The 14,846-nt window shown below is 67.5% G+C and carries 14 protein-coding genes; 4 read left to right on the top strand and 10 right to left on the bottom strand.

Annotated features, from left to right (window positions below; genetic code table 11):
- Nucleotides 1–207: 207 nt before the first annotated feature.
- From AB7O82_RS29415 to AB7O82_RS29400, 4 genes are all read left to right on the top strand, one after another.
- The gene (locus tag AB7O82_RS29415) at nt 208–1,422 is read left to right on the top strand and encodes an MFS transporter (RefSeq protein ID WP_428555183.1); all 1,215 of its coding nucleotides are present in this window, start codon (nt 208–210) and stop codon (nt 1,420–1,422) included.
- A 100-nt stretch (nt 1,423–1,522) separates the two neighbouring features.
- A complete protein-coding gene (locus AB7O82_RS29410; protein WP_428555180.1) occupies nt 1,523–2,143 on the top strand; it encodes a hypothetical protein in 621 nt (206 codons plus the stop codon).
- 23 nt (nt 2,144–2,166) lie between these two features.
- Nucleotides 2,167–3,156: a D-2-hydroxyacid dehydrogenase family protein gene (locus tag AB7O82_RS29405; protein WP_428620854.1), complete on the top strand. Its 990-nt coding sequence runs from the start codon at nt 2,167–2,169 to the stop codon at nt 3,154–3,156.
- Between the two features lie 239 nt (nt 3,157–3,395).
- Complete coding sequence (locus tag AB7O82_RS29400; protein WP_428555176.1) at nt 3,396–3,608, top strand: hypothetical protein; 213 nt, start codon at nt 3,396–3,398, stop codon at nt 3,606–3,608.
- A gap of 165 nt (nt 3,609–3,773) precedes the next feature.
- Here the strand turns inward: AB7O82_RS29400 and AB7O82_RS29395 are convergent, their stop codons facing one another.
- From AB7O82_RS29395 to AB7O82_RS29350, 10 genes are all read right to left on the bottom strand, one after another.
- Nucleotides 3,774–4,760 carry a quinone oxidoreductase family protein gene (locus tag AB7O82_RS29395; protein WP_428620852.1) on the bottom strand — a complete coding sequence of 329 codons (987 nt, stop codon included), beginning with the start codon at nt 4,758–4,760 and terminating at the stop codon, nt 3,774–3,776.
- A gap of 97 nt (nt 4,761–4,857) precedes the next feature.
- Entirely contained in the window at nt 4,858–5,799 is a 942-nt protein-coding gene (locus AB7O82_RS29390; RefSeq protein WP_428549808.1) for an acetamidase/formamidase family protein, read from the bottom strand.
- An 11-nt stretch (nt 5,800–5,810) separates the two neighbouring features.
- Nucleotides 5,811–6,566 (bottom strand): SDR family NAD(P)-dependent oxidoreductase, encoded by a 756-nt coding sequence (locus tag AB7O82_RS29385; protein ID WP_428549806.1) that lies wholly within the window; start codon nt 6,564–6,566, stop codon nt 5,811–5,813.
- 42 nt (nt 6,567–6,608) lie between these two features.
- On the bottom strand, nt 6,609–7,616 hold the full coding sequence (locus tag AB7O82_RS29380) for a D-2-hydroxyacid dehydrogenase (RefSeq protein WP_428549804.1): 1,008 nt from the start codon (nt 7,614–7,616) through the stop codon (nt 6,609–6,611).
- 286 nt (nt 7,617–7,902) lie between these two features.
- Nucleotides 7,903–9,048, bottom strand: coding sequence for an ABC transporter substrate-binding protein (locus AB7O82_RS29375; RefSeq protein WP_428549802.1), 1,146 nt, complete (start codon nt 9,046–9,048; stop codon nt 7,903–7,905).
- 2 nt (nt 9,049–9,050) lie between these two features.
- Nucleotides 9,051–9,881, bottom strand: coding sequence for an ABC transporter permease (locus AB7O82_RS29370; protein ID WP_428549800.1), 831 nt, complete (start codon nt 9,879–9,881; stop codon nt 9,051–9,053).
- Nucleotides 9,878–10,747 carry an ABC transporter permease gene (locus AB7O82_RS29365; RefSeq protein WP_428549798.1) on the bottom strand — a complete coding sequence of 290 codons (870 nt, stop codon included), beginning with the start codon at nt 10,745–10,747 and terminating at the stop codon, nt 9,878–9,880. The genes AB7O82_RS29370 and AB7O82_RS29365 overlap by 4 nt, the downstream gene beginning before the upstream one ends.
- A gap of 178 nt (nt 10,748–10,925) precedes the next feature.
- Nucleotides 10,926–12,089, bottom strand: coding sequence for an ABC transporter ATP-binding protein (locus AB7O82_RS29360; protein ID WP_428549796.1), 1,164 nt, complete (start codon nt 12,087–12,089; stop codon nt 10,926–10,928).
- Between the two features lie 15 nt (nt 12,090–12,104).
- Entirely contained in the window at nt 12,105–13,184 is a 1,080-nt protein-coding gene (gene rutA, locus AB7O82_RS29355; protein WP_428549794.1) for a pyrimidine utilization protein A, read from the bottom strand.
- Nucleotides 13,185–13,480: 296 nt separating this feature from the next.
- Entirely contained in the window at nt 13,481–14,839 is a 1,359-nt protein-coding gene (locus AB7O82_RS29350; protein WP_428549792.1) for an LLM class flavin-dependent oxidoreductase, read from the bottom strand.
- Nucleotides 14,840–14,846 lie beyond the last annotated feature (7 nt).

Genomic DNA, 14,846 nt, shown 5'->3' with positions numbered 1-14,846 from the left:
ACGCCCGCGGTCCGCATGATTCATGACCCCTCCGCCCCGTATGACGGGGCACCTCCCCAGCGAAGACGCTGGGGAGACACCCAGAACACCCGGCGCGCATCTCGATGCTGAGAAGATCGGGGAGGTACCCGCCCCGATCTTCATAGGAGGAGGGGTGGCGGTTCGGCTGGTTCCAGCCGAACGGAATCTGCTCTAGCGTCGTCACCAATGAATTCGACGGAGGAACGCGACCACCCGGTGCGCGAGCTGCTGGGTGTGCCGGATTTTCTGCGGCTGTGGCTGGCCGGGGGCGCCGGCAACGCCATGCGCTGGCTGGAACTGCTGGCCTCGGGGCTGTTCGCCTTCGAGGCCACCGGCTCGGCCTTCGCGGTCGCGGGCGTGGTCGCCATTCGCCAGCTGCCGCAATTCGCCTTCGGCGCCTTCGCCGGCGCCGTGTCGGAGGCGGTGAATCGCAAGCTGATCGTGGTCCTGGCCATGCTGGTGCCAGCGGTCGTGTCGGCCGTGGTGGCCCTGCTCGCCGCGACCGGTCACCTGGTGTTGTGGCACATCGCGGTGGCGAACCTGGTCTCGGGCATCCTGTGGGCGACCGAGATGTCGACCCGCCGGCGCATGGTCGGCGAGGTCGCCGGACCGCATCGCATCGTCAATGCCATCGCGCTGGATTCGGCGACCAATGCGGCCACGCGCATGGTCGGCCCGCTGCTGGGCGGGGTCGCATTCGAATGGCTGGGCATGCAGGGCGCCTACGCCCTCACCGCGCTGGTCCAGGCCGGCGGCGCCCTCGCCATGAGCCGCCTCGCGCATGTGCAGGTGACGCGGCGCCTCGCGCTCGCCAGCCTTCCGGCGGAGATCGCCGAAGGGCTGCGCTTCGCCCGCACCAGGCCGACGATAGTCCTGGTCTTCGGCATCACCATCGTGGTCAACGCCTTCGCCTTCTCCTACGCGGGCCTGATATCGCCCTTGGGGCTGGGCGCGTTCGGCGTTTCGCCGGCCCTGGTCGGCCTGCTGGCGGCAGGCGAGCCGCTCGGCGCGTTCCTCGGCGGCGCGCTGATGGCGGCGGGCGTGCTGCGCGTCGAGCGGCGCCTGCTGTTCGCGGGTGGTGCCGCGCTCTTCCTCGCCGCCCTGATCGTGATGGCCCTGTCGCCGTCCTACTGGCTGGCGCTCGCGGTACTGATCATCGGCGGCTTCGGCACGGCGGGATTCAGCAACATGCAGACCACCCTGATGCTGACCGAGGCGCCAGCCGGCATGCGCTCGCGGCTGATGGGCATCGTCACCGTCTGCATCGGCACCGGGCCACTCGGCGTGCTCGCCGCCGGCGCACTGGCGCGGGAGATCGGCCCGCGAGACGCCGTGCTGGTGATGGCGAGCCTCGGCCTGCTGGCCACGACCGTGCTGAGCGCAGTGCTGCGCCGGCGCTGAGGCAGCCGGCTGCGGCGGCGCAATGCGCCGCTTCGGCGGCGGGCCTGCGCCGTGTTATGGCAGGGCTGGCACGAAGGGCATTGTCCATGGGGGAGAAGCGATGCTGACTGACGAAGACCGCGCGCGCATCGAGGCGGAAGAGCGACTTCGCCACGCGGTCCGCCAGAGCATGCAGACACCCGCCGAGCCGGCCGCGCCGCCGCCTCCCCCGCCCAAGCCGGGCTTCGGCCAGCGCCTGTATCATTTCCTCAACAGCTCGGTCGGCATGTGGCTGCTGTCGTCCGTCCTGCTGACCGGCGGCGCGGCGGTGCTCCAGCAGATCCAGCACGCTCACGAGATCGCCCAGAAGAACCAGCAGGACCTGACGACCCTGCGTTTCGAGATCGAGCACCGGCTCGGCAACATGGCCTTCCTGCTGCGCCGCGCCAAGACGACCGGCGCCGCCAAGACGGCGCTCGACGGCGTGTTCAAGAGCCCGATTCCGCTGACGCCGGAGCTGCAGAATCGCACCCTGTCGTCGCTCTTTCTGGCGGCCTATCCGATCCTGCCCAGGAAGAAGCAGCAGGACGTGCGCCAGGCGATCAGGCTGGTGAAGCGGCTGGAGGAGGACGAGCTGCTGTTGCACCCCCTGCCCGACGGCCAGCCGCTGAGCGATGCGCAACGCGAGAAGTTCAGCAAGACGATCACCTCGATCCAACAGCTGCACTTGTCCGAGATCTGAACGCCGCGACCAACGACCCGACCATGAAGATCACCATCCTCGACGACTATTTCGACACGCTGCGCACCCTGCCGTGCTTCGCCAGGCTTGCCGGTCACGCCGTCACGATCTGGAACGACCATCTGCAGGACGTCGACGGCCTCGCCCGGCGCCTCGCCGACACCGAGGTGCTGGTGCTGTTCCGCGAGCGCACCAAGATCCGCACACCGCTGCTCGAGCGCCTGCCACGTCTGCGCCTGATAAGCCAGCGCAGCGTCTATCCGCACATCGACGTCGACACCTGCACGCGGCTCGGCATCATCGTGTCGTCGAGCCAGCACGCCGGCACGCCGTCCTTTGCCGCGGCCGAGCTCACCTGGGGCCTGGTGCTGGCGGCGATGCGGCAGATCCCGCAGCAGGCCGAGGCCCTGAGGGCCGGGCGCTGGCAGATGGGCGTCGGCTCGAGCCTGCGCGGCAAGACGCTTGGCATCTGGGGCTACGGCCGCATCGGCGCCGTCGTCGCGGGCTACGGCAGGCAGTTCGGCATGCGCGTGGTGGCATGGGCGCGCGAGGCGGCACGGGCGCAGGCCGTCGCCGACGGCTACGAGGCGGCGCCGAGCAAGGAGGCGTTCCTTGCCGACTGCGACGTGATCTCGCTGCACATGCGCCTGGTCGACGCCACGCGCGGCATCGTGAGCGAGGCCGACCTGCTGCGCATGAAGCCGACGGCGCTGCTGGTCAACACCAGCCGCGCGCCGCTGATCCAGCCGGGCGCGCTGGTCGGCACGCTGCGCGCCGGCCGTCCCGGCATGGCCGCCGTCGACGTCTACGAGGACGAGCCTCTCACCGACCCGCATCACCCGCTGCTCACCATGCCCAACGTCGTGTGCACGCCGCACATCGGCTACGTCTCGCGCGACGAGTACGAGGTGCAGTTCGCCGACATCTTCGACCAGATCCTGGCCTACGCCGACGGTACGCCGACCCACGTGGTCAATCCCGACGTGCTCGCGCACACCCGTTCGCGCCCGTAGCGCAGCCGAGTGAATCCGCAGCCGATCCTGCTCGATCCGATCCTGATTGGCCGAAAGGGCGTGACAACGGTCGCGGCGGCGCGAGGTTGCGCTGCGCCGTCGTCGCACGACGAAGCACCGCGCTCCCTTGCCCTGTGATCTCCTCGCGCCGCCCGGCATCCGTCGACAACCGATCGCGTTGGATCGGAACGCGCAGTGATCGCAGCGCGAGTTGAGACGACAACCTGAGGAGGCACAAAATGCCGCTGTTTTTCCTTATTGCCATTGGCGCGGGCGCGTTCGTTGTCGGCGCCACGACCGTGGACGTCGTGCAGGACGGCCAGTTCGGACAGACCAACCAGTTTGCCCAGGCCCCGAGCCAGCCATTCCAGGCCAATGCCTATCCGACTTTGCAGGAGTGCCTGGACGCGGCAGCGAAGAAGGGTGTGCCGTCTTCGGCCTGCCAGAGGTAGGCAGCCTCACGGGCCTCTCGCCCGGATGGGCGGAAAGCAAGGCCCCTCAGGGGCCTTGCTTTCTTCATGCTCATTGCGGGAGCGCGCCACTCCTGTGGCGCTCTTCTTATTGATCACACATCCCATGAGCGCCATCGGAGTGGCGCGCTCCCAGCGAAGACAGCCCTACGTGCCCTTCCCCGCCTTCAGCAGCAGCTTGCCGGCGACGTGGCGACCTTCCAGGCGGCGGTGCATGTCGGCCGCCTGGTCGAGCGCGAACACGCCCTCGATCGGCACCTTCAGCCAGCCTTCGACGATGCCTTCCAGTACGTGCGTGACGCCGGCCTGCCATTCCGGCGAGGCCTGGTCGACATGGCCGAGGTGCAGGCGCGTGAAGGTCTGCGAGCGCGGCAGGATGCGCTCGCGGATGTTCTTGAACGGCTGGCCTTCGGCCTCGCCGATGCTGATGACATGACCGAGCTTGCGCACCACGTTGAAGGTGCGGTCGAGCATGGTGGCGCCGTAGGAATCGATCGCGAGGTCGACACCCTTGCCGCGGGTGAAATCGAGCACCGCCGTCTCGAAGTCCTCGGTCGTGGTCACGACGACGCGCCCGGCGCCGTACTGCAGGGCCCGCGTCTCCTTGCCCGGCGTACCGACAGTGCCGATCACGCGCGCGCCGGCATGGACTGCGAGTTGCGTGCAGGCGAGCCCGACACCGCCGCCGATCGCATTGACCAGCACCGTGTCGCCGCGTTCGAGGCCGTAGACCGTGTAGAGCATGTGGTAGGCGGTGAGCGCCTGGATGGGGAACGCCGCGCCGACATCGAGACCGACCGCCGGCGGCAGCTTGATGAGGCCGGTGGCCGAGGCCACGCACTTCTCGGCATAGGCGCCACCCTTCTCGGGAAAGGTCGCGACGCGATCACCGACCTCGACGCCGGTCGCGCCCGAGCCAAGCGCCGAGACGATGCCGGAGACCTCGAAGCCCAGCACCATCGGATAGGTCATGGGATGCGGATAGATGCCGATCCGGACTTGCGTGTCGGCCCAGTTGCAGCCGGCATAGGCGACGTCGATCAGCACCTCGCCGGGACCCGGCACCGGGTCGGGCATGTCGGCGACCGTGAGCTGCTCGGGACCACCGGTGGCGTTGATGACGACTGCTTTCACTCGGCGTCTCCTTTGCGTCTTCAATCATCTCTTTCGGACCGCCAGCGTCTCGCTCGCCCAATCTCATGAGCGAGCGAGACGTTCGCGGCCCGGAAGACTACTCCAGCACGATGCGCGGAAAGTAGAACGAGACGACCCAATTGGGCACGTCGACGATCGAGCTGATGCGCAGGTCGGCGCAGACGCTGCACAGCATGTAGGCGTCGATCGCGGCGTAGCCGTAGCGCTTGCCTAGAAGGTCGATCATTTCCGACACCGCGGCGCGGGCGCCGGCCATCAGGTCGGGGCCGATGCCGGTGGTGACCTCGTAGCCCTTCTTGTCGAAATGGTCGGTCACCGGGCCCGGCGTCACGTAGCGCGGGAAGCGCAGGTTGGCACCCTTCACCAGGTCGAACTTGAGCGCGACGTCGATCGGGCTTTCGATCGCCGTGCCGCAGACCTCGCCGTCACCCTGCGCGGCATGCGTGTCGCCGACCGAGAACAGCGCGCCCTCGACCTCGATCGGCAGATAGAGCTCGGTGCCGGCGATGATGTCGCGCACGTCCATGTTGCCGCCGACATTGCGCGGCGGAACGACGCTGTGCAGGCCGGGCGCCGCCGGCGCCACGCCGATCGTGCCGGGGAAGGGCCGCAGCGGCACGCGGCCGCCCGGGCCGTACATTGCAGGCTTCAGGCCCGGGTCGTAGTTCCAATGATGCAAATGCGCCTCGGGGAACTGGTCGGTGAGCAGACCGAAGCCCGGGATGTTGCCGGTCCAGCCCCAGCCCGAGGGTTTCAGCGACAGCACGGTGACCTTGAGCGCATCGCCCGGCCGGGCGCCATCGATCCGGATCGGGCCGGTCACCGGATTGACGAAGGCGAGATCGAGCTTCTTCAGTGCCTCGGCCGTTGAGCTGCGCGAGAGCTGGCCGGACGAGGCGTCGAGCGTCTCGAACTCGACGCTCTCGCCGGGTGCGATCGTGAGCCTGGGCGGGAAGGCGTTGTTCCAGCCGTGATGGACGTGGTCCTTGTGGATCGTGTGTCGGGCGTGGCCATGCATGATCGTGCTCCCTACACCGCGACCGTGAGCGCGCCGTCGATCACCAGGTTGGTGCCGGAGATGCGGCTCGCCACCGGGCTCGACAGGAAGACGACGCCGGTCGCCACCTCTTCGGCAGTGCCGAACTTGCCGGTCGGATTGACCTTGAGCGTCGACGCGAACAGGTCCGGCATGTTCTTCTCGATGGTCTGCCAGATGCCGCCGTCGAAATAGGTGTTGCCCGGCGACACGCAATTGACGCGGATGCCCTTGCCGACCAGCTGGCGGGAGAGCCCCTTGGCGTAGTGGATCAGCGCCGCCTTGATGGCGCCGTAGGAGCCGGCGGCGAAATCGACCTCGAAGCCCGAGACGCTGGAGATCAGCACGATCGACGGCGAGATGGATTTCTCGAGAAACGGCACGGCCGCGGCGACGGCGTTCACCGTGTGCATCATGTCGGTGCGGAACGATTTCTCCCAGCTCTCGGGCGAATCGCCGACCGCCAGCGCGCTGACATTGCAGACCAGCGCATCGAGGCCGCCCAGCTCGCCGGCGGCGGCGGCGATCCAGTCCTTGAGCGCCGCCCCGTCGGCGACGTCGAGCGCCTTGCCCGAAGCGTTGACGCCCTTGCTCTTCAGCGACGCGACGGCGGCCGCCACCTCGCCGGCATTGCGCGCGCAGATCGCGACGTGGGCGCCTTCGGCGGCAAAGCCCTCGGCGATCGCCCGGCCGATGCCCTTGCTGGCGCCGGTGATGACGACGCGCTTTCCCTTCAATCCGAGATCCATGCCAACCTCCTGCGGAACGACGAGGGTCTGTGACAGACCGTGTCAGCCGAGATCGTCGACATCATTGCGCAGCTTGGCACCGGCGCGCCAGCGCGCGAGATTGTCGAGGAAGATGTCGAAGATCGCCTCGTTCTGGCCCTGCGAATGGCTGGCCGTGTGCGGCGAGACGATCACGTTCGGCATGTCCCACAAGGGCGATGCCGGATCGAGCGGCTCGCGCTCGAAGACGTCGAGATAGGCACCCGCCAGATGGCCCGCGGCCAGGGCCGCGATGACGTCCTTCTCGATCGCGACCTCGCCGCGCGAGACGTTGATGAAATGGCTGCCCGCCGGCATGGCGGCAAAGGCGGCCGCGTTGGCGATGCCGCGCGTCACCGGCGAGGCCGGGCAGCACAGGATCAGCCAGTCGGCCTGGGGCAGCACCGAGGGCAACTGCTCATAGGCAATCGTACGGTCGCACGGTTCGACCGGTTCGGCGGTGCGGCGCACGCCGATCGCCGTCATGCCCAGCATCTTGAGCAGCCCCGCGATATTGCGGCCGATCGGTCCCATCCCGACGATGACCGCACACTGGTCCTTGAGATCGCGTGGCGAGCGTTCGCCGAGCCGCGGCTCCCAGGCATGCCGGCGCTGCGCGTCGGCGAGCAGCGGAAAGCGCCGGTTGAGCGCGATCACCGCGCCGAGGGCGCTGTGCGACACCGTTACCGCCGTGGCGCCCGACGCAGTCGTCACCTTGACGCCGCGATCGCGCAGCTCGCGATAGATCGGCCGTTCCGCCCCGGCGGGATGGATCTGCAGCCATTTGAGATGCGGCGACTTGCGCAGCACGGTCTCGAAGCCCTGCAGTTCGGGTGTTTTCCTGTCCTTGCTCGAGGAGCCAGTGACCTCGCGGGTCATGAAGGCGATGTCGGCAGCGCAGGGACCGTCGGCGGCCAGGGCATCCTCGGCAGTGACGAAGGCGAGGCTGCCGGAGGGCGCGGCGGCCGCTGTGCGCGCTCCCCAGATCTTGTGAGCATGGGCCGACAGCAGCAGCGTAAGCGGGCGAGACATGGGACCGGAGACTAGAGCAAAAGACGCGACGGTCGATACTCGTTCTCGTCCCCAAGCGCAGCTTGGGGAGGTGTCCGCGTAATCGCGGACCTGCCTTCGCCGAAGCGAAGCCACTTCGGCTTCGCGCAGGCAGGCGGGGGGTCATGGTCTCATGCGGACCGCGGGCGTCTCGCCCGCTCATGAACATGAACCATGAGCGGGCGGGACACCCGCGGTCCAGAATCATGACCCCTCCGTCGCGAATGACGCGACACCTCCCCAGCGAAGCTGGGGAGGAAACTGATCATTACGCCGCCAGGAACTCGTTCCATTTCTCGGTGTAGTACTCGAGGTTCTTCGGCCGGGTGTTCCACACGAACACCCGCTCGGCGCGGTCGGCCAGCGAGCCGCCATCGCGGCCTTCGCCGCCGTAGACCTCCTTCACCAGCTTGGGATCGAGATACTTCTCGTAGTTGTTCACCGTCGAGAAGTAGCCGATCTCCGACTGGCGGGCGCCGGGATAGCCTTCCATCCAGTAGTTGAGCCATTCGTAGCAGGCGTCGATATTCTTGGTGCTGGCCGAGATGGCGTAGCCGTTGCACCAGGCGCGATAGCCTTCCTTGGCGACGGCGTAGTGCACGGGAATGCCCTTGCCCGAAACCTCGACGATCACCGGCCACCAAGCGTCGGCGATCCACACCTCCTCCGAGGCCATCAGGTTCACCAGCTCGCCGTACGCTTTCCACATGGCGCGGAAATGGCCCTCCTTCTTCTTCTCCTTGAGGAAGGCGATGACCGTGTCGACCTCCTTCTCGGTCATGCTGCTGATGTCGACCGGATCGAGCAGGCCGAGCGCGCGCATGCCCATGGCGGCGTTCAGCATTCCGAGCCAGTCGATGCCGAACATCGCCACCTTGCCGCGCCATTTGGGATTGAACAGCTCGCCCCACGACAGGACGTTCTTCTCGGCCGGGATCTTGCTCGCGTTGTAGCCGATCGAATCCATCTGGAAGAACATCGGCGCGAACGACACTTTTGTGCGCGCCTCGTCGAGATACATCATGCGGCCCGGATTGGCGCCGAACCCGAGCGGCGAGCTCGGCGTCGCCCGACCATCCTTCAGCAGCGGATGCAGCTTGGACCAGTTGGGCAGGCGCGAGACGTCGATCGGCTGCGTGAGCTTCTCCCCGGTGGCGTAGGCGGCAAACGGCGCATCCGTCAGCACGACGTCGACCGGCGCGGTGCGCAGGCGGTCGATGCGGACCTGGGTCGAGGGATTGACGAAGGGCCGCGGCGTAATACCGGTGCGCTTGCCGAACTCGCCAAGAATGGCCTCGCGCATGTCGTAGCTGGCGCCCGCCAGGTTGATCTGTTTGGTCTGGGCGTGCGCCGCCGGCGCGGCCAAGGTCGAGGCCGCGGCAGCGGCCAGCAGGGAACGACGTCGGATCAGCATGCTCAGCTCCTCCTGAGGTTGGTCGATCGCCGCATCGCCCAGAAGGCGACGGTGAAGATCGTGATGGCGATCAGCGAGAAGAGGGTCGTCGTCGTGCCGACGGCGTAGATCTCGGGCGTGAGCTGGCGATCGAGCTGGGCCATCACGGCGAGCGGCAAGGTGGCATCCGGCCCCGTGGTGAACATGCTGCGCGCGTACTCGTCGTAGCTCAGCGAGAAGCCGAAGAGGCCGGCGCCGATGACGCCGGGCAGGACCAGCGGCAGGGTGACCCGGCGGAACGCGGTGAGTCGCGAGGCGCCGAGCGTCAGCGCGGCCTCCTCGACCTTCCGGTCGAAGCGGTTGAACACCGCGAGCATCGTCAGGAAGCCGAACGGCAGGGTCCACGATACCTGCACCAGGAACGTCGTGGTGTCCCACGAGAGCTCGACGCCCATCAGGCGCATCATGATGGCGAAGCCGAAGCCCACCAGGATGCCGGGCGCCATGATGCCGAGCAGCATCAGGTAGAAGAACCAGCCGTTGCCGCGGAACTGCCCGCGCATCGCCTGCGCCGCCATGATCGACAGCACGATCGTGGTGGCCGAGCAGGCCAGCGCCAGAAGCGAGGAGCGCAGCAGCGGCGGCTTGAAATCGTTCATGACGGTGGCCCGCCACACTTCCTCGTACCAGTGGAACGACGTGCCGTTCATCGGGAAGGTCGTGCCCCCGGTCGGCCCGCTGAACGACAGCAGGCCCAGGGTGAAGATCGGCAGCCACTGATAGGCGAGGAAGGCGAGCGTGATCGCGCCCAGGAGCCAGCCGCTGAGGCTCAGCCGAACGCGCCAGCCGATCATCGTTCCGCTCCCAGCCGCCGGATGTCGACGACGCGCAGCGCGATCACGACGCCCCCCAGCATGCAGATCATCAGCAGCACGGCCACCACCGAGGCGGCGCGCAGCTGCGAGCTTTCGTAGAACAGCAGCACAAGGTTGGGCAGCAGCGCGTGCTTGTTGCCGCCGATCGTCGCCACGGTGGCGAAGTCGGACATGACGTTGAGGAAGACCAGCACCTGGCCGATCACCACGCCCGGCAGGGTGAGCGGAAAGACGATGCGCCAGAACACGGTGATTGGCGTCGCTTTCAGGGTCATCGCCGCCTCGCGCCACTGCGGCGCGATCGAATTCAACATGTAGACGACCGGACCGGCCGCCATCATGGTGTAGAGCGACACCTGGGCCAGGGTGATGCCGGTGCGCGAATAGAGGAATGCCTCGATCGGCGACTGGGTCGCGCCGAGGAACATCAGCGTCTGGTTGATGACGCCGTTGACGCCGAGGAACGGCACCCAGGCGATCGCCCGGATCAGCGTGCTGGTCCAGAACGGAATGATGAAGGCGAGGAACAGCGCCGTCCGCCAGAGCGGGCTCTTGACCTTCATGGTCAGGAAATAGGCGATGCAGTAGCCCAGCACGCCGGTGACGGCCATCAGCGCCGCGGTGTGCAGGATGGTGCCGAAGATCAGCTTGACGTAGATCGGGTTGGCGAAGAAGCGCGCGTAGTTATCGACGGTAAGCGGGCTCGCCGTCGAGAAGGCGCGACCGCCCCAGAACGACACCCAGACCAGCAGCACGATCGGCACGACGACCACGCCCAGCATCCACAGCGCCGCCGGCGCGGCGAGCCAGTAGCTGGCCGGCGAGCGGAGACGAATGGTGCTCATGCCGGCGGTCCCCGATCCGGCGAGGGCATTCGCGCACGACGAAAAATGCCGTCATGCCGAGCGAAGCCGCCCGAAGGGCGGTGTAGTCGAGGGACCGTTCTTGCCGATCCTGCAACAAGAAAGGTCCTTCCACTACGCCTCGCTGCGCGAGGCTTCGGTCGAGATGACGGGGTTTTTGTCATAGGCGAGTGCCCTGCCCATCCGGCGACACCGCATGCAGGACGCCGGCGTCGGCCGCCCAGCCGAGCTGCACGGTCTGGCCTGGCACGATGCGGGCCGCCTGAGCGCCGAACTGGTCGACCTTCAGCACCTCGCCGTCGGCGCGCGCGAAGACATGTCGGCGCACCGAGCCAAAATACTCGACGGCGGTGCAGCGGACCGACAGGCGATTGACCTGGCGCTCGACACCCAGGTCGGAGATCAGCTCGGCGCGCACCGAGAAGGACACCGCCGTGCCCAACGCAGGCGTCGGGCCCGTCATCGGCCGCGGCACGACGAACGCGCCGACCGGCGTCTCGACCCACAGCGCGCCCGCCAGGATCTCCGTCACCTTGCCGTGGAAGACGTTGTTGCCCTGCACGAAGCTCGCGACGAAGGCGGTCGCGGGGCGCTGCAGGATCTCCTCCGGCGGGCCCTGCTGCTCGATGCGCGCATGGTTCATCACTACCACGAGGTCGCCCAGCGAGAACGCCTCGTTCTGGTCGTGTGTCACCCAGATGAAGGAGATGCCGGTGCGCTGCTGCAGGAGCTTGAGCTCCAGCATCACGGTCTCGCGCAGCGAGTAGTCGAGCGCGCCGATCGGCTCGTCGAGCAGCAGGATGCGCGGCTCGGTTATCATGGCGCGGGCCAGCGCGACACGCTGGCGCTGGCCGCCCGACAGGCTGGCCGGCTTGCGATCGGCCAGGCTGGCGATCTCGAACGAGGTCAGCACCTGGTTGACGCGCTGGACGATCTCGGCCCTGGGCTTCTTCAGCATCTCCAGCCCGAAGCCCACCTGCCTGGCCACCGTCATGTGCGGGAACAGCGCGAAATCCTGGAACATCATGGCGATGTCGCGCTGCCACGGCGGATCGCGCGTCACCTCCTTGCCGCCGATCAGGATGCCGCCGTCATCCGGCTCCTCCAGCCCGGCGACGCAGCGCAAGGTCGTGGTCTTGCCGCAGCCCGATGGCCCCAGCAGGCAGACGAACTGCCCCTTCTCGACTTGCAGGGACACGCCGTCGACGGCGGTGAAGCTGCCGTAGCACTTGCGAATGCTTCTGAGCTCGAGATCGAGCTGCGACTTGGCCCGCGCCGGTGCCCCGGGTTCCCTGGCATCGGGGTCGTAGGCGAGCGTATCCACCCTACCCGCCTCCCCTTACGCCGCCACGGCGAGATCGCGCCGGCTCCGCATCAGTGGCTGGATGCGCTGGCCGAACTGCTCGACGCCGATCACGAAGTCGTCGAAGGTCAGCATGACGCCGGCAAGTCCCGGGATGTCCGACATCTCATCGAGCATGCGGGCAACGCTGGCGTACGAGCCGACCAGCCGCGAACCGCTGTTCGGCAACGGCTCGCGCCGGCGGATGCGGCCGGCAGTGGAATTGTCGGCAGCATACTTGTCGGCGCCGGCCTGGGCACGGCTCCAGCCGATGGCGTCGAGATCGACGCCCGCCTTGTAGTGCTCCCACTTGGCCATCGCCGCCTCGTCAGTCTCGTCGGCGATGATCATGGTGAGGGCGAGCGCCCGCGTGTTCGTGCCGGCGATGGTGGTGCTGGCGTTGAGGCGGGCGACCGAATCGGCGCAGTCGCGCGGATCGTTCATCTCGCCGTCGCCGCTGCAGAAATTGTAGGCGCAGTGCCGGGCGGCGAAGGCCATGCCGGCGTCGCTGGTGCCGGCGCAGATCAGCGGGATCTGGCGCGACGGCAGCGGCCCCAGGCGACAATCGTTCATGGTGTAGAACCTGCCCTTGAGATCGGAGCGGCCGGTGCGCCAGAGTTCCGCCATCACGGTGGCGTACTCGTCGAGCAGGTCGTAGCGCGACTTGAAATGCTCGTCGCCCGGCCACAAACCCATCTGGTCGTACTCGGCCTTCTGCCAGCCGGTGACGAGATTGACGCCGAAGCGGCCGTGCGAGATCGAATCGATGGTCATCGCCATGCGCGCCGTCAGCGCCGGCGGCAGGGTGAGCACGGCGACGGTGGCGTAGAGCTCGATGCGCGTCGTGATCGAGGCGAGCCCGGCCATCAGGGTGAACGATTCGAGGTTGTCGTCCCAGTAGCGCGACTTGCCGCCGAAACCGCGCAGCTTGATCATCGACAGCGCGAAGTCGAAGCCGTAGCGCTCGGCGCGCAGCACGACCTCGCGATTGAGATCGAAGCTCGGCGTGTATTGCGGCGAGGTCGACGAAATCAACCAGCCGTTGTTCCCGATCGGAATGAACACGCCGATTTCCATCGTCCCTCCTCGAAGGTGTGGCTCGTGCTGCAACGCAGCAACTCTCATGCCACCGATGGAAAGCGTGGATTGACTGGAGATTTGACGATGGCGCGATCACGCGACGCGCGAGGTCATGCCCCTTGCAAGGCAAACTGCCCGGCAGGCGCGCGTTCATTCTCTTCCGGACCGCGGGCGTCTCGCCCGCTCATGATCATGTTCTTCCGGAGTGGGCGCGAGTCCGACGCGCGTAGGCGTCCCGCCCGCTCATGAATCTCTGAGCGGGCGGGACGCCCGCGGTCCGGAAGACGATGAGTCTACTGCGCCGCTTCAACCATGCCTGACGTGTGAAATCTGCTCCGCGGCATCGGCAGTCCGAGATTGCCGCGCAAGGTCGTCGACTCGTACTCGGTGCGGAACAGGCCGCGACGCTGCAGTTCGGGGATCACCATGTCGACGAAGTCGGCGAGCGAACCGGGCAGCCAAGCGGGCATCACGTTGAAGCCGTCGGCGGCGCCGTTCACGAACCACTCTTCCATCACGTCGGCGACCTGCTGCGGCGTGCCGATCGCCATCACGTGGCCGCGCGGGCCGGCATTGAGCAGGCAGAGCTGCCACAGAGTGAGCTTGTCGCGCCGCGCCGCCTCGAGCAGCAGGCGCTGGCGGCTCAGCGGTCCATTGGTGTCGGCCATCTCCGGCACCGGCCCGTGCAGCGGCAGCTTGTCGAGGCCGTGCACGCCGATCGTGTGCTCGAGGATCGCCAGACCGACGGCCGGCTGGATGAGCGACTGCAGGTACTCGAACTTCTCCCTGGCCTCGGCCTCGGTGCGGCCGACTACCGGATAGAAGCCCGGCATCACTTTCACTTCTTCCGGCGAACGCCCGAACTTAGGCAGGCGCGCCATGACGTCGGCATAGAATTCCTTCCCCTGCTCGAGGGTCGTCTGCGCCGTGAATACCAGCTCGGCCAGGCGCGCAGCGACGTCGCGGCCGGTGCCCGACGCGCCCGCCTGCACCAGCACCGGCCGTCCCTGCGGCGAGCGCGCCACGTTCAGCGGACCGCGCACCTTGAAGTGCTTGCCCTTATGATTGAGCACGTGGAGCTTCGCCGGATCGAAGAACACGCCCGAGTCCTTGTCACGGACGAAAGCGTCGGCGTCCCAGCTGTCCCACAGGCCGTTGACCACGTCGGCGAACTCGATCGCGCGCTCGTAGCGATCGGCATGCGCGAGATGCTCGTCCCTGCTGTAGTTCAGCGCGTCGGCCTCGTTGTTCGAGGTGACGAGATTCCAGCCCGAGCGGCCGCCGCTGATCTGGTCGAGCGAGGCGAACTGGCGGGCAAGCGTGTAGGGCTCGTTGTAGGTCGTGGTCGAGGTGGCGACGAGACCGAGGTTCTTCGTCACCGCGGCCAGGGCCGACAGGATGGTCATCGGCTCGAACTTCACCACCTTGCCCATGCCGCCACGCGCATCGGCGCTGCCGGCCAGGCTGACCGCAGCGCTGTCGGCCAGGAACAGGAGATCGAACTTGCCGCGCTCGGCGAGCTGGGCGGTCTCGACCATCTGGGCAAAGCTCACGCCCGACAGCGCATGGGCCTCGGGATGACGCCAGGCGGCGACATGCTGACCCGTTTCGTGCACGAATGCGCCGAGGCGCATCATCCGGCGTTGCGTCATGGTGCTC

It is taken from the genome of Reyranella sp., assembly GCF_050185545.1.
GTDB lineage: Bacteria > Pseudomonadota > Alphaproteobacteria > Reyranellales > Reyranellaceae > Reyranella.
This window is presented reverse-complemented; position numbering and strand designations above follow the sequence as displayed.

What these genes read in the sequence shown, in the direction of transcription:
- AB7O82_RS29370 (WP_428549800.1), bottom strand. Translation starts at nt 9,881, where the DNA reads ATGATCGGCTGGCGCGTTCGGCTGAGCCTCAGCGGCTGGCTCCTGGGC.
- AB7O82_RS29385 (WP_428549806.1), bottom strand. Translation starts at nt 6,566, where the DNA reads ATGGATCTCGGATTGAAGGGAAAGCGCGTCGTCATCACCGGCGCCAGC.
- AB7O82_RS29400 (WP_428555176.1), top strand. Translation starts at nt 3,396, where the DNA reads ATGCCGCTGTTTTTCCTTATTGCCATTGGCGCGGGCGCGTTCGTTGTC.
- AB7O82_RS29380 (WP_428549804.1), bottom strand. Translation starts at nt 7,616, where the DNA reads ATGTCTCGCCCGCTTACGCTGCTGCTGTCGGCCCATGCTCACAAGATC.
- AB7O82_RS29390 (WP_428549808.1), bottom strand. Translation starts at nt 5,799, where the DNA reads ATGCATGGCCACGCCCGACACACGATCCACAAGGACCACGTCCATCAC.
- AB7O82_RS29405 (WP_428620854.1), top strand. Translation starts at nt 2,167, where the DNA reads ATGAAGATCACCATCCTCGACGACTATTTCGACACGCTGCGCACCCTG.
- AB7O82_RS29365 (WP_428549798.1), bottom strand. Translation starts at nt 10,747, where the DNA reads ATGAGCACCATTCGTCTCCGCTCGCCGGCCAGCTACTGGCTCGCCGCG.
- AB7O82_RS29350 (WP_428549792.1), bottom strand. Translation starts at nt 14,839, where the DNA reads ATGACGCAACGCCGGATGATGCGCCTCGGCGCATTCGTGCACGAAACG.
- rutA (WP_428549794.1), bottom strand. Translation starts at nt 13,184, where the DNA reads ATGGAAATCGGCGTGTTCATTCCGATCGGGAACAACGGCTGGTTGATT.
- AB7O82_RS29410 (WP_428555180.1), top strand. Translation starts at nt 1,523, where the DNA reads ATGCTGACTGACGAAGACCGCGCGCGCATCGAGGCGGAAGAGCGACTT.
- AB7O82_RS29415 (WP_428555183.1), top strand. Translation starts at nt 208, where the DNA reads ATGAATTCGACGGAGGAACGCGACCACCCGGTGCGCGAGCTGCTGGGT.
- AB7O82_RS29375 (WP_428549802.1), bottom strand. Translation starts at nt 9,048, where the DNA reads ATGCTGATCCGACGTCGTTCCCTGCTGGCCGCTGCCGCGGCCTCGACC.